Source organism: Nocardia nova (assembly GCF_002933465.1).
Classification (GTDB): domain Bacteria; phylum Actinomycetota; class Actinomycetes; order Mycobacteriales; family Mycobacteriaceae; genus Nocardia; species Nocardia nova_B.
In genome coordinates this window covers 418,736-442,991 of sequence record NZ_PSZE01000001.1, presented here as the reverse complement: position 1 = coordinate 442,991, position 24,256 = coordinate 418,736, and the positions used below count along the sequence as shown (strand labels likewise).

Here is a 24,256-nt window from a genome sequence, read left to right as displayed (position 1 = left end):
TCAATGATTAACTTCTCGATACCCGCCGACCTCGCCGCCGAACGTGACCGCATCCGCCGGTTCGTCACGGACAAGATCGTTCCGTTCGAGCGCGACCCCCGCCTGACCGCGCACGGGCCCAACGACGATCTGCGTCAGGAACTGGTCGAGTTGGCGCGGGCCGAGAAGCTGCTCACCATCCAGGCGCCCGAGGAACTCGGCGGCCGGGGGCTCACCCACGTCGAACAGGCCGTGCTGTACGAGGCGGCCGGGTGGTCCACGCTGGGACCGGTCGCGATGAACTGCGCCGCACCCGACGAGGGCAACATGTTCTTGCTGTCCAAAGTCGCGAACCCCGAACAGGTCGACCGCTACCTGATGCCGGTGATCGACGGCCGTCAGCGCTCGGTCTTCGCGATGACCGAGCCGGGCGGCGCCGGATCCGATCCCGGCCAGCTCGCCACCACCGCCACCTTCGACGGCGACACCTTCACCATCAACGGCCGCAAATGGCTGATCACCGGGGCCGACGGGGCCAAGACGTGGATCATCATGGCCAAACTCGAGGAAAACGACCACCTCCCCGCGGGCCCGACCCTGTTCCTCACCGAGGGGGACGCGCCCGGCATCGTCATCGAGCGAACCATGAACACGATGGACCGCAACTACGTCGGCGGCCACGGCGTCGTGCGCTTCGAGAATCTGATCCTCCCCAAGGAGTCGCTGCTGGGGGAGAGTGGCCAGGCGCTGCGTTACGCCCAGATGCGGTTGGCCCCCGCCCGCCTCACCCACTGCATGCGCTGGCTCGGCGCCGCCGAACGGGCCCAGAGCATCGCCGTCGAATACGCCAAGACCCGCACGGCTTTCGGTAAGCCGATCGGTGAGCACGAGGGCGTGTCGTTCATGCTGGCCGACAACGAGGTCGCCCTGCACCAGTGCCGCTTGACCATCTGGCACACCTGCTGGCTGATGGACCAGGGCCACAAGGCTCGCCACGAGAGCTCGATGGCGAAATCGTATGTGTCCGAGGAGTTGTTCAAGGTCGCCGACCGCTGCGTCCAGGTCCTCGGCGGCATCGGCATCAGCGACGAAACCGTGGTCGAGATGATCTTCCGCGATATGCGCGCCTTCCGCCTCTACGACGGCCCCACCGAGGTCCACAAGTACGCGATCGGCCTCCAGGTGTTGCGCGGATAGCAGTCCCGGCGCCTGCGCTCCTCGCCGCACCGTCCACCAGTAAGGTGGTCGGGAAAGGTCACCCAAACCTAGGATCGTCGCATGAGTTCGGAACTGCAGGTCGATGTGTCCGCCGGTGTCGCCGTACTCACGCTCAACCGTCCCGCGCAGCAGAACGCCATGACGCCCACGATGGCGGCGGAGCTCGGAACAGCGCTGCGGCGCTGCGATACCGAGGACGCGATTCGCGCGGTGGTGATCACCGGGACGCCGCCCGCGTTCTGCGCGGGCGCCGATCTGTCCGCCCGCGTCGGTGACGTGCGCGGCACGATCGATCCGCCGCCGTGGCAGATCCGCAAACCGGTGATCGCGGCCGTGAACGGGCATGCCGTAGGGATCGGGCTGTCGCTGGCCTTGCAGTGCGATCTGCGATACATGGCCACCGATGCCGTATACGGGCTGAATCAGGTGCGTCGCGGCGCGATGGCCGACGGCTACGCGCACTGGACTCTGCCGCGGCTGGCGGGGATGGCCAATGCGGCCGACATCATGCTGACCGGCCGCACGTTCGACGGTGAGGAAGCGTGCCGGATGGGCGTGGCCAACAGCAGCCTGCCGGCGGGCGAGGTGCTGCCGACCGCTTTGGCCGTGGCGCACGACCTGGCGGCCGGTTCCGCGCCGCTGCCGACCGCCCTGACCAAGCGGCTGCTCTGGGAGGGCCTCGGGATGAGCCCCGAGGCGGTCGGCCGGCTGGAATCCGAACTGCACGGCTTCGTCGGCGAGAGTGTGGACGCGGCCGAGGGGATGGCGGCGTTTCGCGACCGCCGCCATCCGCAGTGGAAGGGCAGTATCAGTGCCGAATGGCCCGCGGGCGAGTTGTCCTCGCCGGGCGAGCGTCCGGGCCTCGACGGCACCGCCGAGGAACCGGCCTAGCCCCGCGAAAGCCCGGTCCTTCGAAATCGGACCGGTTCCGGAGACATCGTCGGCGCGTTCCCGCCGTGCGGCCCGGTCAGCGCCCGCCGATGAGCATCAACAGAAAGATGGACGCGTACAACACCATCAGTACGGTGCCGACGATGCCGACCACATAGCCGACCACCACCTGCGATCGGCCGCCGATGGTGCCGCCGGACATCTCGATCTGGTCGAGCGCCCGCTTGCCCATCACCCACGCCACCGGACCCAATGCGCCACAACACAATAGGCTCAGCACACCCAGGATCAGCACCGTCGTCGCATGCGGGTGCTCGACCGGGTTACCGGTCGGCGGCTCAGGCAGCGATCCCCAGTAGTCGGGTTGATTCATGGCCACCGTGCGAGTCTAAAGTGTGCCCACCCTAAAAGCTTGGCAGACGGGCATCTTGGGAGTCTCCGGCCCCGCTCAGCGGCGTTGGCGGGCGATGTCGGCCAGCACGACTCCCGCTGCCACCGAGGCGTTGAGCGACTCCACCGGTCCGGCCATCGGGATACTGATGATGGTGTCGCAGGTTTCGCGGACCAGGCGTGACAACCCCTTACCCTCCGAGCCGACGACCACCACGGTCGGTGTGGTGCCGTCGAAATCGTCGAGGACGGTGTCGCCGCCGGCGTCGAGGCCGACCACCTGCAGACCGGCCTTGGCCCAATCCTTGAGTGTACGAGTCAGATTGGTCGCGCGCGCCACCGGCAGCCGGGCCGCGGCGCCGGCGCTGGTGCGCCAGGCGACCGCGGTGACGCTGGCGCTGCGGCGTTGCGGAATCACCACCCCGTGCCCACCGAACGCGGCGACCGAACGGATCACCGCGCCCAGGTTGCGGGGATCGGAGATGTTGTCCAGCGCCACCAGCAGAGGCGCGCTCCCGGAAGCGCGGGCGCTGTCCAGCAGATCCTCCGGATGGGCGTAGCGGTACGGCGGCACCTGCAGGGCCATGCCCTGATGTAAACCGTTGGCGCTCATCCGATCCAGATCGGTGCGCGACACCTCCAGGATGGAGATTCCGGCATCGGCGGCGCGCTGCACGGACTCGGTCAGGCGGTCGTCGTTCTCGGTCCCCAGCGCGACGTACAGCGCGGTGGCCGGAACCTCCGCGCGCAGACACTCCACCACCGGGTTGCGGCCCAGCACCAACTCCGGCCCGTCGTCGCCCTTGCGTGTGCCGGGCCGGGCGCGGTTCTGCCCCTGCGTCGCCTTGGCCGCTTTCGCCGCCGCCGCAGCGCGTTTCGCGGCGGGGTGGTTCTTGCGCATGGTGGCGGGCGGGGTAGCGCCGCGGCCCTCGAGTCCGCGACGGCGCTTACCGCCGCTGCCGACGACGGCGCCCTTCTTGGTGCCGCCTTTACGGATCGCGCCTCGTCGCTGCGAATTTCCTGCCATCAGTATGCCTTTCGTGTGGGTCGCGACACCCGCACCCGATCAGCAGGCTTCGCTGGGTGAATCATTTGGCCAGCGACCAATCCGAGCCGCCCGGAGTGTCGACGACTTCGATTCCGGCCGCGCCGAGCCGGTCGCGCACGGCGTCGGCGGTGGCCCAATCCTTTTCGCTGCGGGCCTGCTGACGGCGCTCGAGTTCGGCCCGCACCAGGACGTCGAGCGCGGATTCGGCCGCCGAGGTGTCCTTCGGGCCGGCCCAGTGCGCATCCAGCGGATCGACGCCCAGAATCCCGAGCATCGCCCGCACCTGTCCGGCGGCCTCGCGCGCCGACTCGCCCGCGCCCGCTTCCAGCGCCCGATTGCCCTCGTGCACCACGCGATGAATCTCGGCCAGGGCCTTCGGGATCGCGAGATTGTCGTCCAGCGCTTCGGCGAAGGCGTCGGTCCATTTCCCGACCGCGACCTCACCCACCCGCTCGACGGTGCGCTGCACGAATGCCTCGAGTCGCTGATAGGTCTGCGCGGCATCCCGCAGCGCCTGCTCGGAATATTCGAGCATCGACGCGTAATGCGCACTGCCCAAATAGAACCGCAATTCCACGGCCCGCACCTGGCTGAGAATATTCGGCACCGAGAGGGTGTTGCCGAGCGATTTCGACATCTTCTCGCCGCCGAGTGTCACCCAACCGTTGTGCAGCCAGTACTGCGCGAATCCGTCTCCGGCGGCGCGGGATTGGGCGATTTCGTTCTCGTGGTGCGGGAAAACCAGATCCATACCACCGCAATGGATATCGAATTCGGGCCCGAGGTAGAACTCGGCCATCGCCGAGCATTCCAGATGCCAGCCCGGACGCCCGGGACCCCACGGCGACGGCCAGGTCGGCTCGCCCGGTTTGGCGGCCTTCCACAGCGTGAAATCGCGCGGATCGCGTTTACCCTCGCCGGCACTCTCGCCCTGCTGCACATCCTCGAGTTTGTGCCCGGAGAGCGCACCGTACTCCGGATAACTGCGCACGTCGAAATACACGTTGCCGCTCGACGCGTAGGCGTGCCCGCGGTCGATGAGTCGCTGCATCATCTCGACCATCTGGGTGATGTGCCCGGTGGCCCGTGGTTCCACCGACGGCGGCAGCACCCCGAGCGCCTCATAGGCGCGATCGAAGGCGCGCTCATGCGTCGCGGCCCATTCCCACCACGGGCGGCCCGCCGCGGCGGCCTTGGCGAGGATCTTGTCGTCGATATCGGTGACATTTCGCACGAAGGCCACGTCGTAGCCGTTCGCGGTGAGCCAGCGGCGCAGGACGTCGAAGGCGACGCCGCTGCGGACGTGCCCGATATGTGGTTCGCCCTGCACGGTGGCGCCACACAGGTACACCGACGCACGTCCAGGGACCAGCGGGGTGAAATCCCGCAGGGTCCGCGTCGCGGTGTCGAACAGGCGCAGAGTCACGACCAGCCATCCTAAGGCTTGTTGAACAACGGTATGGGTGTGCCCCTCCTATGGTCCACGGTCCATCGAATGCGATGACACCGCGGGTCCGGAACGGATTCGGCGGGGCACGTTTCCGGAGCGAGTGCGGGGCCGGGATGCGGCCGCCGGGCACGGATGCGAATACGGCGACCGTCGCCGATTCGCCGCGGTCGATCGGCGCGAGTTATAAATCCACGCCGAATCGCCGACTGCTGTTACGCGGTACTACATCGCCCGTCGTGCACGAGTAATGCGGTCGCGACCGCGGCGATTCCCTCCCCACGTCCGGTGAGTCCCAGACCGTCGGACGTCGTACCGGATACCGAAACCGGTGCGTCGAGTAATTCGCCGAGTATTTTTTGCGCTTCGGCGCGTCGCGGCCCGATCTTGGGCCGATTACCGATGATCTGCACCGCCGCGTTGACGATCCGATATCCGGATTCGTCGAGCAGGCGCCGAACCTCGGTCAGCATCGCGGCGCCCGAGACGCCCTCCCACTCGGGACGTCCGGTGCCGAAGACCGCGCCGACATCGCCCAGGCAGGCGGCCGACAGCAGCGCATCGCACAGCGCGTGGGCGGCCACATCGCCGTCGGAATGTCCGGAGCAGCCGTCGTCGCCCTCGAACAACAGTCCGGCCATCCAGCAGGGCCGGCCGGGTTCGATGGGATGCACGTCGCTGCCGATTCCGGTGCGCAGCGCGGTGGGGTCGGTCATCCGGTCACCGCCGCCTCGGTCGTCGTGGTGATCGCGGTCTCGGCGTTCGCCGCGCCGGAAGGCGTGCCCGCAGAAGTGGAGTCGGACGCCGACGACGCGTCCACTACCAGTGCGTTCGCGAGTCGCAGATCGAGTGGGCCGGTGATCTTGAAGGCCAGTGGGTCGCCCGGGACCACCGATACGGTCGCCCCGATCGCCTCCACCAGGCCCGCATCGTCGGTGGCCGGCAAGTGGACCGCATAGGCCTCGCGCAGCAGCGCCGCGTCGAAGCCCTGGGGCGTTTGAATCGCCCGCAGTCCGGAGCGGTCCGGCGTGCCGGTGACATCACCGGCCGGGTCGACGGCCTTGATGGTGTCGGCCACCGGGATACCGGGGACGACCGCGCGGTGGCCTGCGTCCAGCGCGTCCACGACCCGTGCGATCAGCGACGGCGGCGTCAGGGCGCGGGCCGCGTCGTGCACGAGGATGTGGGTGGCTTCCGGGGCGGCGGCCAGGCCGGCGCGGACCGAGTCGGTGCGTTCTACGCCGCCGGCCACCACGTCGACCGGTATCGAGCTGGCCGCGTGGGCACGGGCGGCGAGCAGTTCCCGGGCCGCATCGATCATCTCGATGGGCGCCATGATCACGATGCGGTCGACGACCCCGGACGCGATCAGACCGTCTACTGCGTGTAGAAGCATGGGACTGCCGCCGACCGGGACGAATGCCTTGGGTGTCGATTCACCCAGGCGAACGCCCCGACCGGCGGCAGGAACCAATGCCACAACGCGGCGGGAGTTGAGCGTCAAGGCGATGCGGTCAGGAGGCCGCGGCGAGAACCTCGTCGAGCAGGGTCTCGGCCTTGACGTCGTCGGTGCCCTCGGCGAGTGCGAGCTCACCGACCAGGATCTGCCGGGCCTTGGCCAGCATCCGCTTCTCGCCGGCGGACAGGCCGCGGTCCTGCTCCCGACGCCACAGGTCACGGACGACCTCGGCCACCTTGTTCACATCGCCGGAGGCGAGCTTCTCGAGGTTGGCCTTGTACCGCCGAGACCAGTTCGTCGGCTCCTCCGTGTGCGGAGCGCGTAGCACCTGGAAGACTCGGTCGAGACCTTCCTGGCCGACGACGTCGCGGACGCCGACGTACTCCGCGTTCTCTGCGGGAACCCGAACGGTGAGATCGCCTTGGGCGACCTTCAGGACCAGATACTCTTTCTGAACACCCTTGATGGTGCGAGTCTCGATTGCTTCGATCAACGCCGCTCCGTGGTGGGGGTAAACGACGGTGTCTCCGACCTTAAAAATCATGTGTCCCGTGCCCCTTTCGATGTTCACAGTTTAACATGCGACTCGATAACGCCGCGATCAACGGCGCAGGTCAGGGCCACAACAGGCCGACCTTGGGGCTTGACAGATCGTAACGCGTGTGCATCTTGTTGCGGCAGAACGGGATACGCGGCTCGCGGGTCGCCGCGGAACATTACACCGGACCGGTCCACACCGACCACCCTGCGAACTACTACGCTGCCTACTACTACTCTCCATCGTGGAGTGAGCCGGTCGACATGGAGGACAACCCGTGACTGCCCTGAAAGCCACCACAGCGTCGAATGTGACCAAGGTGTCGCGGCGCGCAATCGCTGTTGCCGCGCTGGCCACCGGTGCGGCGCTGGCGTTGTCCGGATGCGGTGCCGGCCAGATCTCGCAGACCGCGAGCCAAGTACCCGCCGTCAACGGCAACGCGGCCACCATCGGCAACGTCGCGCTGCGTGACGTGCGCATTCTGCTGCCGCAGTCGGAGGAATACACCAACGCCAAGGGCGGCAAGTCGGTCGTCGCTTTCAGCGCGATCAACGAGGGCTCGTCCAAGACCGACCAGCTGGTCAGCATCACCACCGACCTCGGCCAGGTGAAGATCACTCCGGCCACGCCGGAACTGGTCCCGGGGCAGACGGTCGTCGCCGCGAGCCCGGAAGCCGCCAAGGCCGGCCAGGCGGGCGCCGAGAAGTCCGCGCCGACCACCGGCGCCGCGCAGCCCACCAGCTCGCCCGCAACGCCCACGCCGGAGCACAGCGCGTCGCCGCGCCAGGAGGGCGCCGGTACGCCCGATCAGCCGGCCGACCCGAACGCGCATCCGATCCTGGTGGAGATCACCGGACTGACCAAGGACGTCGTGCCCGGCCTGACCTACGGCGTCACCTTCAACTTCAAGAACGCGGGCACCGTGCAAGTGCAGGTGCCCGTCGACGCCGGCCCGGACACCCCGCGGCACGAGGGCGCGACGATCGCCGAGCACGGCGGCCACTGAGACTCGCCCCTGCGCACCGGCCCATGTCGGCCCCCTTATCTAGGCTGCGCACGTGGCCAAGGTGAAATCGCTGTACCGCTGCTCGGCATGCGGGAACGAGGTTGCCAAATGGGTGGGGCGCTGCCCGGGGTGCAACGAATGGGGAACCGTCGACGAGGTGGTGTCGACCGGCGCCGCGGCGGGAGCGCATGCCGCCGGGCGCCGGGCACTGCTGCCCTCGACGGCCGCGGCGCCCATCTCGACCATCGATTCCAAGGTCACCCGCGCCCGGCCCACCGGTGTCGCGGAATTGGATCGCGTCCTCGGCGGCGGGGTGGTGCCAGGATCGGTGGTGCTGCTCTCGGGTGAGCCGGGCGTGGGCAAGTCGACGCTGCTGCTCGAGGTCGCCCACCGCTGGGCCCGGGAGCGCGAGGAGCGCGCCCTCTATGTCACCGCCGAGGAGTCCGCCGGGCAGGTCCGGCTGCGCGCCGACCGGACCGGGGCGGTGCACGAAAGGGTTTATCTCGCAGCCGAATCCGATCTCGCCACGATTCTCGGCCATGTCGATCAGGTCCGGCCGACGCTGTTGGTGGTCGATTCGGTGCAGACCATGCTGGCCGCCGACGCGGACGGGGTGATCGGCGGTGTGACCCAGGTACGCGCGGTGACCGCGGCCCTGACCTCCCTGGCCAAGGCGAGCGGTATCGCGGTGCTGCTGGTCGGCCACGTCACCAAGGACGGCAACGTCGCCGGGCCGCGCACCCTCGAACACCTGGTGGATGTGGTGTTGCAGTTCGAGGGCGACAAACACTCCACACTGCGCATGGTGCGCGGCATCAAGAACCGCTTCGGCAGTGCCGACGAGGTCGGCTGTTTCGAACTGCACGACGACGGCATCGCCGGGGTGAGCGATCCGTCCGGACTGTTCCTGCATCACCGTGCGGATCAGGTTCCCGGGACCGCGATCACGGTCGCGATGGACGGTAAGCGGCCGCTGCTCGGCGAGGTGCAGGGGTTGACCGTATCCACCCAGATACCCGCGCCGCGGCGCGCGGTGAGCGGTCTGGACTACAACCGCGTCTCGATGGTGCTCGCGGTACTGCAGAGCCGCTGCGGTGTGTATCTGGGCAAGCACGACGTCTACGCCGCCACGGTGGGCGGAATGCGATTGACCGAGCCCGCCGCCGATCTGGCCGTCGCGGTCGCGATCACCGGCGCCGAACGCGATATCGCGCTGCGCGCGGGCATGGTGGTGCTGGGCGAGGTCGGCCTCGCCGGTGAGGTCCGGCGTGTCACGGGGGTCGGGCGCAGGTTGCGCGAGGCCGAGCGGCTAGGTTTCACGGAGGCGTTGGTACCGCCCGGAACCGACCTGTCCGGCATCGGAATGAAGGTGCACGAGGTCGCGAGTGTTCGTGCGGCACTCGCCTCGAGTGGTTTGTCGAAGCGACGACGCGAGCGTGTGGAGGCTGTGGAATGATCCCGGGCCGTTGGGTGACCCACCTGCTCGGCCGTCCCGCGCCGCGCCGCAGGTTCGAGACCCCAGCGGACGTGCCGGCCGCGGTGGATGCGGTGGCTCCGGCCGACGGGGTGCCCGTGGCTGAAGCGGTCGAGGCCGACGGTGCGCCCGGTCTGAGTACCACCATCGCCCGGCTGGTGCCGGGCACCGAACTGCGCGACGGTATCGACCGGATCCTGCGTGCCCGCACCGGCGGGCTGATCGTGCTCGGCTACGACGAGGAACTGGAGCGAATCTGCGACGGCGGATTCGAACTCGACGTCGAATTCTCGCCCACCCGGCTGCGTGAACTGTCGAAAATGGATGGCGCCGTGGTGCTTTCGACTGACGGCGCACGCATCCGCCGCGCCAACGTCCACCTGGTTCCCGACCCCGGCCTGCCGACCACCGAGTCCGGCACCCGGCACAAGGCGGCCGAGCGCACCGCCGCCCAGACCGGCTATCCGGTGGTGTCGGTGAGCCGCTCGACGGGCATCGTCACGGTCTATCTCAACGGGCACCGGCATCCGATCCAGACCTCGGAGACCATCCTGTCGCGAGCCAATCAGGCGATGGCGACGCTGGAGCGTTACCGTTCGCGCCTGGACGAAACGACCCGGCAGCTGTCGCTGGTGGAGCTGAACGACTGCGCCACGGTGCGCGATGTGCTGGCGGTGGTGCACTGCCTGGAGCTGGTACGCCGCGTCGCGCGCGAAATCAGTTCCGACGTGGCCGAACTCGGCGTCGACGGCCGGCAGCTGGCGCTGCAACTGGCCGAACTGGTGGGCAACACCGAGGCCCTGCGCCGCCTGCTGGTCCGCGATTACATCCGCACCGAACCGGTCGACGACGCGATGGTCGATCGCACGCTGGCAGCGCTCGACGGGCTACTCGAGGTGGATCTGCTCGAACTCACCAATCTCGCTCCACCCCTGGGTTTTCCGGCGACGTTCGAGGCCCTCGACACCGCCGTGGGCCCGCGCGGATACCGGGTGCTGGCCGAGATTCCACGGGTGCCGCTGCGTCGCGTCGAACCCGTGATCGCCGCATTCGGCTCGCTGTCGGGCCTGGTATCGGCGAGCGCCTCGGATATCGAGGGTGTCGACGGTATCGATGCGCATCTGGCCCGGCAGATCCGCGAGGGCCTGTCCCGGCTGTCGGAATCCGACACGGTCTGAACCGGTTCGGGCGCTACCGGTTTCGAGCCCGGCGAGGCGGGCGATGTCGAAGTCAGGCGATGTCGAAGTCAGGCGATGTCGAAGTTAGGCGATGTTGAAGGTTTCCGGCGCGCTGCGCACGGAACCGAACTGCGCCACCACCGCGTATCCGCCGGCCGGCACCGGAACGCGATCGCCCGCACAACCCGGCTGCGACGTGGTGCCCGACCAGGTGAGAGTGAAGGCCGCCTGCTGGCCGCCGTTGAGGGTGCGCACATCGGCCGGACCGCCCTGATCGCAGTCGGTGTTCGACCAGAGCTTGCGCTGGCCGTCCAGTGACTGCACCCACACCTGCTGCAGGCCCGAACCCATATCCCGAGTACAGGCCGCGGTGGAGATGTTGGTGAGCACGATGGTGAACACCGGCTGATCTCCGGCCTTGTAGGTCGGCTGGCCGACGGTCACCTTGACCGCCAGCGACTGATCCGGACAGGGTGCGGGGACGCCGCCGGCCGTGGAATTGACGGTGCCCGAGGCCGGAACCTTCGAACCGCTGGGATCGGCGGTGGTGGATCCGGCCGCCTTGGCGGAGGTGGAGGTCGCCGCCGCGGCCTTGGGGCCCTTGTCGTCTCCGCCGCCGCGCAGCAACATCAGCGCCAGCCAGATGACCAGAGCGAGCGCGACGATCAGCGCGCCGATGGCGAGCAGGCGGCGACGCCAGTAGATCTCCGGCGGCAACGGTCCATTCGGTTCCAGCACGGCAACAACGGTAAGGGCACGATCGTGCCGTTCCGCTCAGGTACGCGGCGTGTCGGCGCCGAAATGGCGGTGACGCCGGGTACATTTTCGCGCCGCCTTCCGTGGCGGTGCCGGCACCCGGCGATCACCGAGTGGGAACCGTTGTGGTTCAGACCGTTTCGCCGATATCGCCGATCACCTTGTGCAGCAGCGCGCGGCCGTCGGCAAGCTTGTAGTTCACACAGGCGATGGCGCACTGTCCGCTTTCGACCCGCTCGGAGACGATCTTCGAGCGATCGGTGAGCAGACGCGCGGTCTCCTGCACGTGGCGGGACTCGAGTTCGTCGACTTCGGTGAGTCCGTCGCGGCGACCCGTGAGGATGGACGGCGATACGCGCTCGACCACGCTGCGGATGAATCCGCCGGGCACGTTGCCGTCGTCGAGTGCGTCGATGGTCGCGCGGACCGCGCCGCAACTGTCGTGCCCGAGGACCACGATCAGCGGCACGTTGAGGATTGCGACGCCGTATTCGATCGAGCCCAGCACCGACTCGTCGACGACGTGGCCGGCGGTGCGGACCACGAACATATCGCCGAGGCCCTGGTCGAAGATGATCTCCGCGGCCACCCGGGAGTCGCCGCACCCGAACAGGATGGCCCGGGGATGCTGGCCGCCGACGAGTTTCGCGCGGTCGGCGGCGCCCTGGCTGGGGTGCTGCAGTGTGCCGTTGACGAACCTGTCGTTACCCTCGCGGAGAGACTTCCAGGCACTGATCGGGTTGGTATGAGGCATGCGTCCCATTTTCCACAGCTTGCGGGCTACCGGCGAGTCCGATTGGCTACACGTGGGCAAATTTCGGATCACCGCCGGGCGGGCACGGCGGTGATGGCGTGAGCTCGAAGGCGGCGAGGGAGATCACGCGCGACCCGGTCGCGGGTGTGGACAGCGACGTTCTGATCGACTGGTACGAGCAGTCCGCCCGGGACCTGCCCTGGCGGCGGCCCGGAGTGAGCGCCTGGCAGATTCTGATGAGCGAGATCATGCTGCAGCAGACTCCCGTCGCCCGGGTGGAGCCGATCTGGCGGGAGTGGGTGCGGCGCTGGCCGGTGCCCTCGGCCATGGCCGAGGCCGCACCCGGCGAGGTGCTGCGCGCGTGGGGCAAGCTCGGATATCCGCGCCGGGCACTGCGATTGCACGAATGCGCGCGGGTGCTCGCCGCCGAACACGGCGACGTGGTGCCCGACGATGTCGAGGTGCTGCTCACCCTGCCCGGCATCGGGGCCTACACCGCGCGGGCGGTGGCCTGTTTCGCCTATGGGCAGCGAGTTCCGGTGGTGGACACCAACGTTCGCCGCGTGGTTGCCCGCGCGGTGCACGGCCGGGCCGAGGCCGGTAATCCACGCACCCGCGATCTGGCCGACACCGAGGCTCTGCTGCCGCTGCGGATCGACCGGGCGGCGGTCTTCTCCGCGGCGTTGATGGAATTGGGAGCCACTGTCTGCACCGCTCGCAATCCCGACTGCGAGCACTGCCCGCTGCCGCGCTGCACGTGGGTCACATCCGGTCGTCCGGCATCCGATGTGGTGCGCCGTACCCAGAAATACGACGGCACGGATAGGCAGGCACGCGGCCGCCTCCTCGATGTGCTGCGCGCGGCCACCGGACCGGTCGAACGCGTGGCTCTCGACCTGGCCTGGACCCGCGATCCGGGCCAGCGCGACCGGGCACTGGATTCGCTGCTCGTCGACGGTTTGATCGAGCAGACCGCCGACGGGCTGTTCGCGCTGGCCGGCGAGAGCGGCGCGAACTGAGTTCGCGGGCGGATCGGCCCGAGCGTTCCCAGCACCGGGCCGGTCAGTCTTGCTGGCCGAATTGACCGAGGCCGGCGCCCGACGACTGTGGACCTCACCCGCGGACCGGCAGCTGTTCCTCCGCTCGGTTCCGTGGCGAATCCGGGTCGTTCGAGGCGTCGATGTGCCGAACCGGATCCGGCACCCCTGTCGCGGCGGTCGCCGGGGTACGCAGTGCCGTCCGACGGCGGGCTCGCAGGATCGGGCGGCCGATGAACCGGCAGGCCAGGTAGATCACGAACGAAATGGTCGTGATGAAGGTCGAGACCGGGACGCCGGGCGCCAGGGACAACAGAATCCCGCCCACGGCGGCGATCTCCGCGAACAGTACCGACAGCAGCGTCGCCCGCAGCGGGCTCGCGGTGAGCTGGGCGGCGGCCGCGGCCGGGGTGATCAGCAGTGACAGCACCAGCAGCGCGCCGACGATCTGCACGCCGAAGGCGGCCGTCACACCGAGCAGCACCGCGAACACCACCGACAGCGCGCGCACCGGAACTCCGCGCGCCACCGCGACTTCCGGGTCGGTGCTGGCGAACAGCAACGGGCGATAGATGAACGCGAGCACCGCCAGCACGCCGACCGTGCAGAGCGCGAGCGAGGTGAGACCGGTGCCGCCGACGCTGACCACCTGTCCGGTGAGCAGGGAGAACTTCGATCCGGCGCGACTCGGCCCCAGCCAGAGGAACAGCACCGACAGGCCGAGCCCGAACGACATCACCACCGCGATCACCGAATCACGTTCGCGCGCCTTGGAACCCAGCAGTCCGAACATGACGGCCGCGATCACCGAACCGGCGATCGCTCCGGCTCCCACGCCGATACCGATCAGCAGCGCCGCCGCCGCACCGGTCAGCGAGAGTTCGCTGGTGCCGTGCACGGCGAACGACATCTGCCGGTTCACGATGAGCGGGCCGATCACCCCGGCGAGCAGTCCCAGCAGGGCGGCCGCGAGCACCGCCTGCTGCACGAAGTCGTAGGACAGCAGGTCGGCGGTGGTGTGCAGATCCAGCATCTTGGTGAGGACGTCGGAGAGTTTCTCGTTCATTCGCCGGCTCCCTCCGTGTGGTGGGTGCCCAGTGCATCGATCTCGTCACCGGTGCCGACGACCACCAGCCGGCCGCGGACGCGCAGCACGTCGACCTCGGTGCCGTAGAGCTCCGAGAGCACCTTCGAGGTCATCACCTCGTCGGGTGCGCCGATCCGGAATCTGCCCTCCACGAGATACAGCACCCGGTCCACCAGCGGCAGAATCGGATTGATCTCGTGTGTCACAAACAGGACCGCGGTGTCGTGGGTACGGCGGCGGCGATCGATGAGTTCGGACACCAGCCGCTGATTGGCCAGATCCAGGCTCAGTAGCGGTTCGTCGCACAGCAGCACGCGCGGATCACCGGCGAGCGCCTGCGCCACCCGCAGCCGCTGCTGTTCCCCGCCCGACAGCGATTCCAGCGGTGCGTTCGCGAAATGCTCCGCACCGACCTGTGCGATCGCGTCGGTGACCCGGCGCCGGCGCTCGCCCCGCCCGCGCCAGCCCAGGCCCCAGCGATGCCCGTCCACGCCCAGTCCGACCAGATCGGTCCCGCGCAGTTGCACACCGGCATCGATCGTCTTCTGTTGTGGCACATAGCCGATCCGCGGATTACCCAGCCGCGCGGGCGCCCCGCTCACCTCGACCGTCCCCGCGCTCGGCGCGAGCTGCCCCAGCAGCATCCGCAGCAGCGAGGTCTTACCGGATCCGTTGGGTCCCAGCACCGCGACGAATTCGCCGGGCGCGACGTCGAGATCGAGGCCCCGCCAGAGCGTGCGCGGTCCGAACGCCAGGCTCGCGCCGCGCAGGGATACGGCGGGTGTCGCCGTGCCCGCCGCTGATGTGGTCGCGGGAACCCTCGGAGTGTCGGCTCCGCTGTCGGGCAATTCCGGCGCTTCGGTTCGGGTGCGTCCCGCCACCACTGCCTCCTCAGCCGAGCGCGGCGGCCAGCGCCGTCGCGTTGTCGGTCTGCCACTTCACGAAATCGGTGTTCGCCGGCAGGGTCTCGGTGACCTCGACGATCGGCACACCCGCGGATTTCGCCGTCGTGGCGACATCCTTCGTGGTCTTGTCCTCGGTCTGGATGTTGTAGACCAGTGCACGAACGTGCTTGCCGGTCACCAGGTCTCGCACGGTCGCCAGATCCGCCGGCGACGGATCGGTGCCCTGTTCGATCGCCTCCTCGAAGGCGTGCGGGGTGCGGTCGTCGGTGTCGGCGGCCAGCAGCAGATAGTGCGCTAGCGGTTCGGTCTGCAGCACGGGCGTCTTCGGGTGGGCGGCGGCGGCTTTCGCGGTGATCGCGGAGATGTTCGCCAGCTGGGCGCGGAATCCGGCGGCGCGATCGGTGAAGGCCTGCTTGTGCTCGGGGTCGATGCGGCCGAGTTCGTCGGCGATCCGCGCGGCCACGGCGTCGACGGTCTTCATGTCGTACCAGACGTGCTCGTTCTCGTCGTTCGGCGTCGAGCGCAGGTCGAAGGCGGCGATGCTGGGCTTGCCGCGCCCCGCGGCCGCCTTCTCGGCGAACTCGTCGTAGTGGCCGCCGTTGTAGAGCACCAGCGCGGCATCGCGGATCGCGGCGGCGTCGGTCGGGCTGGTTTCGTAGGAATGCGGGTCCACGGCCGGGCTGTCGATGATCGACTTCACCTCGACGTCGGGACCCCCGACCGCCGCCGCGACGCTGCCCCAGACATCGGTGGAGGCGACGATTTTCGGCTTCCCGGAATCCGAGGACGAGCCCGAGCAGGCGGCCAGTGTGACCGCGGTGGTGATCCCCAGCGTGACGACAGCGATTCGAGCGGCGAAACTTCTGATCACGCGGGGGACTCCTGCACACGAGCTCTTAACGGAAACGATTTCCATTTAAATGTAGCGTATGTGGCGGGCTCGGACCCCATCGATCGGACCGACCGGGATGTGAACCGCACCACGAACAAGGCCCGCGACCGCTCGATCCGAGCGACCGCGGGCCCTGGAACGGAAATCCGGCGACCGGTGGCTACTGCACCATGGCCGCTACCGGCTGGCTCAGCAGCTGGGCGCAGCGCAGCAGACCCAGATGGCTGTAGGCCTGCGGGTGGTTGCCCAGGGAGCGTTCGGCGACCGGGTCGTACTCCTCGCTGAGCAGTCCGGTCGGGCCGGCGACATCCACCAGCTGCGCGAACAACGCCTCGGCGTCCTCGCGCTTGCCGATCAGCAGATACGCCTCCACCAGCCAGGCGGCACACAGGTGGAAGCCACCCTCGCCGCCGGGCAGGCCATCATCGTGGTGATAGCGGTACACCGTCGATCCGCTGCGCAATTCGGCCTCGGTGGCGACGACCGTGGCCGCGAAGCGCGGATCCGAGGGCTCGATCAGACCGCTGAGACCGATGTGCAGGGTCGCGGCGTCCAGATCGGTGCCGTCGTAGGCCGCCGTGTAGGACTGCACCTGCTCGTTCCAGCCCTTGGCCTTGACCTCGTCGGCGATGGTCTCGCGCAGTTCGACCCACACCGGGTCGATGGCACGGTCGAACCGCTCGGCCAGCTTCAGCGCCCGGTCGACCGTCAGCCAGCCCATCACCTTCGAATACACGTGGTGACGCGGGTTGCCACGGATCTCCCAGATGCCGTGGTCCGGTTCGCGCCAGCGTCGCTGAACGGCCTGGACCATGGCCTCGACCAGTTCCCAGTCGCGGTCGGGCAGTGCCTTGGCCGGATCGAGAATGCCCTTGCCCTCACGCGCCTCGGCCAGCGCCGCGATCAGATCCACGATCGGGCCGAACACATCCAGTTGGACCTGCATATTCGCCGCGTTGCCCACGCGCACCGGCCGCGAGCCCGCATAGCCGGGCAGCTGGTCCAGCACGGCCTCCGGGGGCAGCGTCTCGCCGTAGAGCGTGTACAGCGGGTGCAGGCGTTCCGGGCCGGCCAGGGTCTCGAGCACGCGGTGCGTCCAGGCCAGGAAATCCTCGGCCTCCGCCAGCGAGCCCAGGGTGACCAGGGCGTGCGCGGTGAGCGAGGCGTCGCGCAGCCAGCAGTAGCGGTAGTCCCAGTTGCGGACGCCGCCGATGTCCTCGGGCAGCGAGGTGGTGGCCGCGGCCAGAATCGACCCCGACGGTGCGTGCACCAGCCCGCGCAGGGTGAGCGCCGAACGCTTCATCAGATCGGGCTTCAGCGGCGGCAGGTTCAGATCGGCGGCCCAGTCGCGCCAATACCGCTCGGCTTCGTTGCGCCGGTCGGCCTCGCTGACCATCGCCGGGGCGAGATCGGCGGTGCCGCAGCGCATTTCGAGCACGATCGGGCCCTGCGAGGGGTCGACCACCGCGCGGGCGACGTGGTGGATGCCCTCTTCGAAGATCTCCCACTGCACGCCGGGGGAGCGCAGCACGATCGGATCGTTGGTGCCGTGCACGCGCAGGCCGGCGGGTTCGCGGACCAGCGTCACCGGTACCTGCCCGAACTCCGGGCGAGGCGCGAACGTGACCACCGCACGCGCGTCACCGGTGATCACGCGGGTCAGATCGGTGCGTTCCAGCGCGACGTCGTGCGGCAGGTAGTCGACGATCTTCAGACTGGACCAACGGGTTTCCACGGTCATGGTGCCGTCGACGTAGCGCTGGGACAGCGGCAGGCTCTGGCGCTCGGGGGCGATGGTGAAATGCCCGGCCGCCGGGCCACCCAGCAGATGGGCGAAGACCGCCGCCGAATCCGGTTCGGGATGGCAGAACCAGCTGACGGTCCCATCAGGGGTGAGCAGCGCCTTGGAGCGTGGCGAGGCCAGCATGGTCAGCCGCTCGATGCGCGGCGCCGACGCACCCGCCAGCCAGGTGCGGCGCTCCTCGAGCAGGAACGCCAAGGCCTTGGCGACCTCCTCGGTACTGGGCACCCGGTACTCGGCGAGGCTTTCGCCGTCGCCCACCTTGATGCCGATATCCGGACCCGACAGCCGGGCGAAGGCCTTCTCGTCGGTGACGTCGTCACCGAAGAAGACCGCGGCCGAGGCGCCCTCCTGATGGCGGATGATGTCGAGCGCCGCGCCCTTGTCGGTCTGGATGACGGCCAGTTCGATGACCGCCTTGCCCTCGGTGACCTGGATGCCGACCCAGCTCGCCGGGCCCTGCCGGGCCTGCTGCAACGCGCGCCGGCCCACCTCGGGGGTGGCGTTGCGCACATGCAGCGCGATGCTGGCGGGCTTGGCTTCGACGGTCACGCCGGGGTTGTCGTCGGCGATGGCGGCCAGGGCATGGCGCACCTCGGTCAGCAACTGTTTGGCGTCGTTGTCGATGGCGTGCACGAAGCCGACATCGAATTCCGAGCCGTGGCTTCCGATCAACTGCACCTCGACGGGAAGCCGGGAAAGCGCCGCGAGATCTCGCAGCGCGCGGCCGGAGATGACGGCCGCGGTAGTGGTCGTCAGGCCGGCGAGCGCACGCAATGCGCTGACCGATTCCCGATGGGGATAGGCCTTTGCCGGATCGGAGACTATGGGCGCGATTGTCCCGTCGTAGTCCGAAGCGACCAGTAGCCGCGGCACGCGGGCTACGGCCGACAAGGCACGGCGAAGTTCGTGTGGCAGATCCTGTGCGCTCACGCATCCAACCTAGTGATCGGAGGAGATTTTTCACGGGCGCGAGAAACTTTACTGGGTCGGGTTTGCTCGCGTGTTGGCGCAGTGATGCGTGCTGTTTACACGAGCTCGCCAGGCAGGTTTCGAACGTCCGGACCTACATTGTCCGGCAATCCGCTCCCTGCCGCGCGCTCAGGACTTTTCGCCCAGCAACAGGTCGACGGTCAGGTCGAGGCGCTCAGCCACATCGGTCGCCGAGGCGCGCCGGGTAAGCCACGCCACCAGATTCGACAACCACACGTCGCTGATCACGCGGGCGATGGCCAGATCGCGCTCGGTGGGTTCGCTCTCGTTGACGGCACGCGCGAAAAAGCGGTCCATCACCTTGCCGACCCGGTCGACCTCGGCGGCCGCGGAGGCGTCGGCGAACATGAACGCTCGCGTCATGGCCTCGGTGAGCAGCGGATCGCGCTGCATGGCGCGGGTGACCTGGGTCAGCAACACGTGCATGCGCTCCTGCGGGGTCTGCCCGGCCAGCGGCTTGCGTTTGCTGTCGAACTGCTCGAATTCCCGCGCCAGGGCCGAGACCAGCAGATGCACCTTCGAGGGGAAGTACCGATACAGCGTGCCGACCGCGACATCGGCGCGTTCGGCGACCGCGCGCATCTGCACCGCGTCGTAACCGCCCTTGGAGGCGAGCGCGAGGGTGGCGTCGAGGATCCGCTTGCGTCGTTCGCGCTGGGCCGCCGAGCTCAGCTCGTCCTCGCTGAGGGTGCTGACCGTCGCGCGGTTGCGGGCACCGTTGCGCGCACCCGAGTCGGCTGCCTGCTCTCGGGAGGGACTGGCCATTCGTGAAAGTCCTTTCCTGCACGCACGTCGGTTCCGATGGTCGACGAGCGTAGTTCAGCGGCGGCGACGGACGCCCCTTGACTTACGCCCGACCGTCACATTAGAACATGTTCTAGGTGTGGGAGTCACGCCGGAAAGGCGGTATGGAGTGTGACCATCGCCACCACTGACGAGCATAAAGCCGTCCAGGAGTCGATGCGCGGATGGGCCGCAGCGGTGCACCCGATTGCAACAATGCGCAGTGGAGCGCCCGGGTACTGGCGTGAATTCTGGCCAGGCCTGGTGGGCCTCGGCGTCTTCCGCGTCGCGGTTCCCGAGGAGGCCGGCGGCGCTGGCGGCTGCGTGAGCGATCTGGCCGTGCTGATCGAGCAGGCGGCGCATGATCTCGTGGGCGGACCGGTGACGGCTACCGCGCTGGCCGGCCTCGTTGCCGGCGACACCCTCGACGAGGATACGCCCTGCGGTATCGCCCTGAGCGAGCCGGTTGTGCTGTCGCACAACGCGACCGACGCCCTGGAAGTGACCGGCACCTGGGAGACCGTGCTCGGCGCCGACGAGCAGACCGCGCTGTTGCTGCCGGTACGCTCCGGCGACCGCGAGCTGTGGTGCCTGCTGCCGGCGGGCACGCCGGGCGTGACGGTCGAAGTGCTCGAGCCCCTGGACCCCAGCACTCCGCTGGCCCGCGTGGCTTGCGCGGGTGTTGCGGTGCCCGCCGGCCACATCTTCGAACCGCGCTATGGGGTGAGCGATCTCGTGGCCGCGCTGATCGCGGCCGAGGCCGCGGGGATCGCGGGCTGGTGTCTGGAGACGGCGGTCGACTACGCCAAGGTCCGGGAGCAGTTCGGCCGCAAGATCGGCGAATTCCAGGCGATCAAACACATCTGCGCCTGGATGCTGTGCCGCACCGAACAGACCCGCGCCGTGGCGGCGGACGCCGCGGCAGCGGCTGATCTGGCGACCGCCGCGGCAGCGGCTGATGCGGGCGATTCGGGTGGTCGCGAACTGCGACTGGCCGCCGCCGTCGCGATGGCGATCGCGCTGGATGCCGCCGTGGAGAACGCCAAGGACTGCATCCAGGTGCTGGGCGGTATCGGCTTTACCTGGGAGCACGACGCGCACCTGTACCTGCGGCGCGCGACCGCGCTGCGGGCGTTGCTGGGCGGTTCGGCACAGTGGCGGGCGGAGGTGGCGAAACTGACGCATGCCGGAGTGCGGCGCAACGTGTCGGTCGACCTCGGTGACGCCGAAGGCGGATCGGCGTGGGAGGCAGCGGGTCTGGAACCCGCCGACGGGACCGTGCTGGCCGCCGACCTGGCCCGTATCGCCGCGCTGCCTGCCGGTGGGCAGCGCACCGCGTTGGCCGAGGCCGGACTCCTGGCCTGCCACTGGCCGGCTCCCTACGGTCGCGACGCCGACCCGATTCAGCGCGGTCTCATCGAGGATCAGATCCGCAAGGCCGGAATCGAGCTGCCGGATCTGGCGATCGCCAACTGGGCGATTCCGACCCTGCTGCAGTGGGGTACGCCCGAGCAGATCGAGCGCTACGCGCTGCCCACGCTGACCGGTGACGTCATCTGGTGCCAGCTGTTCTCGGAGCCGGGCGCCGGCTCCGATCTCGCGGCGCTGCGCACCGTCGCCGAGCGGATCGAGGGCGGCTGGAAGCTGCGCGGCCAGAAGGTCTGGACCTCGCTCGCCGACCGTGCCACGTGGGGAATTTGCCTGGCGCGCACCGATTCCGCCGCACCGAAGCACAAGGGCATCAGCTATTTCCTGGTCGACATGAAGAGTCCGGGGCTCGAGATCCGGCCGCTGGTCGAGATCACCGGGGAGGCGCGCTTCAACGAGGTCTTCCTCGACGACGTGTTCGTCCCCGACGACTGCCTGGTGGGAGAGCTCGGCAACGGCTGGCGGATCGCCCGTTCCACGCTCTCGGCGGAGCGAGTGGCCATGGGCGGCAAGGGAATCGGCGAGGAGCTCGAGGCCCTGATCGCCGCAGCTCCCACCGCAGGCCCGGGTGCGGAGGTGGTCGCCGATCGCCTCGGCGCCCTGATCGCCGATTCGGTGGCCGGCACGTTGCTGGAGGCGCGTGCGGCGGCGAAATTGCTGTCCGGCGGGGATCCTGCGGCGGAGAGCAGCGTCCGCAAACTGGTCGGCGTCCGGCACCGGCAGGCGGTGGCCGAATTCGCGGTCGAACTGTCCGGCACGGCCGGTGCGCTGGATACCCACGTGGTGAAGGAATTCCTGCTCACTCGCTGTCTGTCGATCGCCGGCGGGACCGAACAGATCCTGCTGACCGTCGCCGGTGAGCGGATTCTCGGGCTGCCGCGCGAATCGAAGGGCTGATACCGCAGGGCCGGGGCCACAGAGCAGCCCACATCCGACAGGGAGCAAAAGAATTGGACTTCACCAGAGACGAGAGTCAGGACGCGGTCGCTGAAGTCGTCGTGAGCCTGCTCGAACACGACAGCGCGCGTGATCTCGCGTTGTGGCCGGCGCTGGTCGGCAGCGGACTGCTGGCGCTGCCGCTGCCGGAACAGCACGGCGGCGACGGGATGGGACTGCTCGAGGTCTCGACCCTGCTGACCGAACTCGCGACCGACGCGGTGGCGGTGCCGGCGCTGTCGACCCTCGGGTTCGGCGTATTGCCGCTGGTCGGCCACATCGGAGACGACTTGGCGGCCAAGATCTTTCCGGCCGTCGCCCGGGGAGCGATCCTGACCGCGGCACTGCACGAACCGGGCGCCCCGTTCGTCGCCGAGCCGCGGACGACGGCGGTGGCCGACGGTGATTCCGTGCGGATCACCGGCCGCAAGGTCGCGGTGCCGTACGCCGAACAGGCGCAGTGGATTCTGGTGCCGACCGATCGCGGTATCGCGGTCGTCGACGGCGGCGCCGAGCGCATCACCCGCACCGAGAGCCCGAGTTCCACCGGTGCGCCGGAGTTTTCGGTGCACTTCGACGGCACGGTGATTGCGCCCGCGCAGCTGCTGGACATCCCGCTCGAGGATCTGCATCGCATCGCGCTGGCCACTCTGGGCGCCGTGGCCGACGGTCTGCTCAAAGGTGTGCTGGCGCTGACCTCGGAACATCTGCGCACCCGGCAGCAGTTCGGCCGCCCGCTGGCCGAATTCCAGGCCGTCGCACAGGAAATCGCCGACATCTACGTGGTCTCGCGCACCCTCCAGGTGGCCGCGACATCCGCGAACTGGTCGCTGGCGCAAACCTTCGGCGGCGAGAACTACAGCGGTGACAAGCACCTGGAAAGAGTCGACGACGATCTCGACGTGCTGGCGTTCTGTGTGGCCTCCGAGCTGCCGGCCGCCATGCAGCGGTGCCATCACCTGCACGGCGGCATCGGCGTCGATGTGACTCACCCGCTGCACCGCTACTACTCACAAGCCAAGGACATCGCCCGCTGGCTCGGCGGTGCGTCGTTCCGGCTGGACCGGTTGGGAGCCAGATGTACATCGATCTGACCGCTGAACAGCACAAGCTGCGCGACGAATTGCGTGCCTACTTCGCCGATCTCGTCACTCCCGAGGAGGAGGCCGCGATGGCGGTCAACCGCCACGGCGACGCCTACCGCGCGGTGGTCAAACGGATGGGCCGCGACGGCTGGCTGGGCGTAGGCTGGCCGAAGGAGTACGGCGGCCAGGGCTTCGGCCCGCTGGAACAGCAGATCTTCTACAACGAGGCGGTCCGTGCCGACGTGCCGGTGCCGCTGGTGACGCTGCTGACCGTCGGCCCGGCGCTGCAGTCGTTCGGCACCGACGAGCAGAAGCGCCAGTTCCTGCCCGGAATCCTCACCGGCGACATCCATTTCGCCATCGGATATTCCGAGCCGGACGCCGGTACCGACCTGGCCGCACTGCGGACCTCGGCGGTGCGCGACGCCAACGGCGATTGGATCGTCAACGGGCAGAAGGTGTTCACCACCGGCGCGCACGAGGCGGATTTCATCTGGCTCGCGGTGCGCACGGGTTCGGTCGAGTCCCGGCACAGGGGTATCTCGATCCTGATCATGGACACCGCCGACCCCGGCTACTCGTGGACGCCGATCATCACCGCCGACGGCGCGCATCACACCAACGCCACCTACTTCGACAATGTCCGCGTTCCGGCGCAGATGCTGGTCGGGGAGGAGAACGGCGGCTGGAAGCTCATCACCACCCAGCTCAATCACGAGCGGGTCAGCCTGGGCCCGTCCGGCAAGATCGAGCAGCTCTACGAGCGGGTGCGGGACTGGTCGCGGCGCCACGGCGTGCTGGAGGAGGCCGAAGTGCGGCGCGCACTGGGGCGCCTGCATGCCATGGTGCGGGTCAACGAGCTGCTGAACTGGCAGGTGGCCTCGAATATGGAGCGCCCCGACGCCGATCAGCGCGATGTGATCGCCGACGCCTCGGCGACCAAGGTGTTCTCGACCGAAGCACTGCAGGAGGCGGGCCGGCTGGCGGAGGAGATCGTGGGGCGCTTCGGCGATCCGGCCGATCCGGCCACCGCGGAACTGCTGACCTGGCTGGACAAACGCACCAAGCAGAACCTGGTCGTGACCTTCGGTGGCGGCGTCAACGAGGTCATGCGCGAATTGATCGCGCAGATGGGCCTGCGCCTGCCCCGCGTACCGAGATAGGAGTTTTC

General features: G+C 68.7%; 22 protein-coding genes. 9 read left to right on the top strand and 13 right to left on the bottom strand.

Features of this window, described 5'->3' with window-relative positions:
• The first annotated feature begins 3 nt into the window (after positions 1-3).
• Positions 4-1,176, top strand: a complete 1,173-nt coding sequence (locus C5E41_RS01915) for an acyl-CoA dehydrogenase family protein (RefSeq protein WP_104374068.1) — start codon at positions 4-6, stop codon at positions 1,174-1,176.
• 81 nt (positions 1,177-1,257) lie between these two features.
• Positions 1,258-2,088 carry an enoyl-CoA hydratase/isomerase family protein gene (locus tag C5E41_RS01910; protein ID WP_104374067.1) on the top strand — a complete coding sequence of 277 codons (831 nt, stop codon included), beginning with the start codon at positions 1,258-1,260 and terminating at the stop codon, positions 2,086-2,088.
• 76 nt (positions 2,089-2,164) lie between these two features.
• Here C5E41_RS01910 and C5E41_RS01905 read toward each other — a convergent pair whose 3' ends face one another.
• The 6 genes from C5E41_RS01905 to carD all read right to left on the bottom strand — a co-directional run bounded on the left by C5E41_RS01905 (position 2,165) and on the right by carD (position 6,976).
• Positions 2,165-2,461 (bottom strand): DUF4190 domain-containing protein, encoded by a 297-nt coding sequence (locus C5E41_RS01905; RefSeq protein ID WP_104374066.1) that lies wholly within the window; start codon positions 2,459-2,461, stop codon positions 2,165-2,167.
• A gap of 75 nt (positions 2,462-2,536) precedes the next feature.
• Positions 2,537-3,505, bottom strand: a complete 969-nt coding sequence (rlmB, locus tag C5E41_RS01900) for a 23S rRNA (guanosine(2251)-2'-O)-methyltransferase RlmB (RefSeq protein WP_104374065.1) — start codon at positions 3,503-3,505, stop codon at positions 2,537-2,539.
• Between the two features lie 61 nt (positions 3,506-3,566).
• Complete coding sequence (gene cysS / locus C5E41_RS01895) at positions 3,567-4,952, bottom strand: cysteine--tRNA ligase (RefSeq protein ID WP_104374064.1); 1,386 nt, start codon at positions 4,950-4,952, stop codon at positions 3,567-3,569.
• 236 nt (positions 4,953-5,188) lie between these two features.
• Positions 5,189-5,671 carry a 2-C-methyl-D-erythritol 2,4-cyclodiphosphate synthase gene (gene ispF, locus C5E41_RS01890; protein ID WP_104374211.1) on the bottom strand — a complete coding sequence of 161 codons (483 nt, stop codon included), beginning with the start codon at positions 5,669-5,671 and terminating at the stop codon, positions 5,189-5,191.
• A 14-nt stretch (positions 5,672-5,685) separates the two neighbouring features.
• Complete coding sequence (gene ispD / locus C5E41_RS01885) at positions 5,686-6,477, bottom strand: 2-C-methyl-D-erythritol 4-phosphate cytidylyltransferase (RefSeq protein ID WP_104374063.1); 792 nt, start codon at positions 6,475-6,477, stop codon at positions 5,686-5,688.
• Between the two features lie 10 nt (positions 6,478-6,487).
• A complete protein-coding gene (gene carD / locus C5E41_RS01880) occupies positions 6,488-6,976 on the bottom strand; it encodes an RNA polymerase-binding transcription factor CarD (RefSeq protein ID WP_019931623.1) in 489 nt (162 codons plus the stop codon).
• 271 nt (positions 6,977-7,247) lie between these two features.
• Between carD and C5E41_RS01875 the strand changes: the two genes are divergently transcribed.
• Genes C5E41_RS01875 through disA form a run of 3 tightly spaced genes read left to right on the top strand, consistent with a single transcriptional unit; the run spans position 7,248 to position 10,628 of the window.
• On the top strand, positions 7,248-7,976 hold the full coding sequence (locus tag C5E41_RS01875; RefSeq protein WP_258080662.1) for a hypothetical protein: 729 nt from the start codon (positions 7,248-7,250) through the stop codon (positions 7,974-7,976).
• 52 nt (positions 7,977-8,028) lie between these two features.
• Positions 8,029-9,432, top strand: coding sequence for a DNA repair protein RadA (gene radA, locus C5E41_RS01870; protein ID WP_104374062.1), 1,404 nt, complete (start codon positions 8,029-8,031; stop codon positions 9,430-9,432).
• Entirely contained in the window at positions 9,429-10,628 is a 1,200-nt protein-coding gene (gene disA / locus C5E41_RS01865; RefSeq protein ID WP_104374061.1) for a DNA integrity scanning diadenylate cyclase DisA, read from the top strand. Before radA ends, disA begins: the two co-directional genes overlap by 4 nt.
• Before the next feature lie 84 nt (positions 10,629-10,712).
• Here the strand turns inward: disA and C5E41_RS01860 are convergent, their stop codons facing one another.
• Positions 10,713-11,366: a DUF4232 domain-containing protein gene (locus tag C5E41_RS01860; protein ID WP_104374060.1), complete on the bottom strand. Its 654-nt coding sequence runs from the start codon at positions 11,364-11,366 to the stop codon at positions 10,713-10,715.
• Between the two features lie 148 nt (positions 11,367-11,514).
• Complete coding sequence (locus C5E41_RS01855) at positions 11,515-12,138, bottom strand: carbonic anhydrase (RefSeq protein WP_104374209.1); 624 nt, start codon at positions 12,136-12,138, stop codon at positions 11,515-11,517.
• Positions 12,139-12,236: 98 nt separating this feature from the next.
• Here C5E41_RS01855 and C5E41_RS01850 point away from each other — a divergent pair, with 98 nt between their 5' ends.
• On the top strand, positions 12,237-13,157 hold the full coding sequence (locus C5E41_RS01850) for an A/G-specific adenine glycosylase (protein WP_439956529.1): 921 nt from the start codon (positions 12,237-12,239) through the stop codon (positions 13,155-13,157).
• 94 nt (positions 13,158-13,251) lie between these two features.
• Here the strand turns inward: C5E41_RS01850 and C5E41_RS01845 are convergent, their stop codons facing one another.
• The 5 genes from C5E41_RS01845 to kstR form a co-directional block, all read right to left on the bottom strand.
• A complete protein-coding gene (locus C5E41_RS01845) occupies positions 13,252-14,241 on the bottom strand; it encodes a metal ABC transporter permease (RefSeq protein WP_104374059.1) in 990 nt (329 codons plus the stop codon).
• Positions 14,238-15,110 (bottom strand): metal ABC transporter ATP-binding protein, encoded by an 873-nt coding sequence (locus C5E41_RS01840; RefSeq protein ID WP_104374207.1) that lies wholly within the window; start codon positions 15,108-15,110, stop codon positions 14,238-14,240. The genes C5E41_RS01845 and C5E41_RS01840 overlap by 4 nt, the downstream gene beginning before the upstream one ends.
• A 43-nt stretch (positions 15,111-15,153) precedes the next feature.
• Entirely contained in the window at positions 15,154-16,083 is a 930-nt protein-coding gene (locus C5E41_RS01835) for a metal ABC transporter solute-binding protein, Zn/Mn family (protein WP_104374058.1), read from the bottom strand.
• A 136-nt stretch (positions 16,084-16,219) separates the two neighbouring features.
• Positions 16,220-18,793 (bottom strand): trehalose-phosphatase, encoded by a 2,574-nt coding sequence (otsB, locus tag C5E41_RS01830; protein ID WP_104374057.1) that lies wholly within the window; start codon positions 18,791-18,793, stop codon positions 16,220-16,222.
• Positions 18,794-18,961: 168 nt separating this feature from the next.
• Positions 18,962-19,618: a cholesterol catabolism transcriptional regulator KstR gene (gene kstR, locus C5E41_RS01825; RefSeq protein WP_104374056.1), complete on the bottom strand. Its 657-nt coding sequence runs from the start codon at positions 19,616-19,618 to the stop codon at positions 18,962-18,964.
• A 150-nt stretch (positions 19,619-19,768) separates the two neighbouring features.
• On the opposite strand from kstR, the gene C5E41_RS01820 reads away from it, so the two are divergent.
• The 3 genes from C5E41_RS01820 to C5E41_RS01810 are packed head-to-tail and all read left to right on the top strand — an operon-like array spanning position 19,769 to position 24,248.
• Complete coding sequence (locus C5E41_RS01820) at positions 19,769-21,961, top strand: acyl-CoA dehydrogenase (RefSeq protein WP_104374055.1); 2,193 nt, start codon at positions 19,769-19,771, stop codon at positions 21,959-21,961.
• Between the two features lie 53 nt (positions 21,962-22,014).
• Complete coding sequence (locus C5E41_RS01815) at positions 22,015-23,094, top strand: acyl-CoA dehydrogenase family protein (protein WP_104374054.1); 1,080 nt, start codon at positions 22,015-22,017, stop codon at positions 23,092-23,094.
• Positions 23,079-24,248: an acyl-CoA dehydrogenase family protein gene (locus tag C5E41_RS01810; RefSeq protein ID WP_104374053.1), complete on the top strand. Its 1,170-nt coding sequence runs from the start codon at positions 23,079-23,081 to the stop codon at positions 24,246-24,248. The genes C5E41_RS01815 and C5E41_RS01810 overlap by 16 nt, the downstream gene beginning before the upstream one ends.
• Positions 24,249-24,256: the final 8 nt, after the last annotated feature.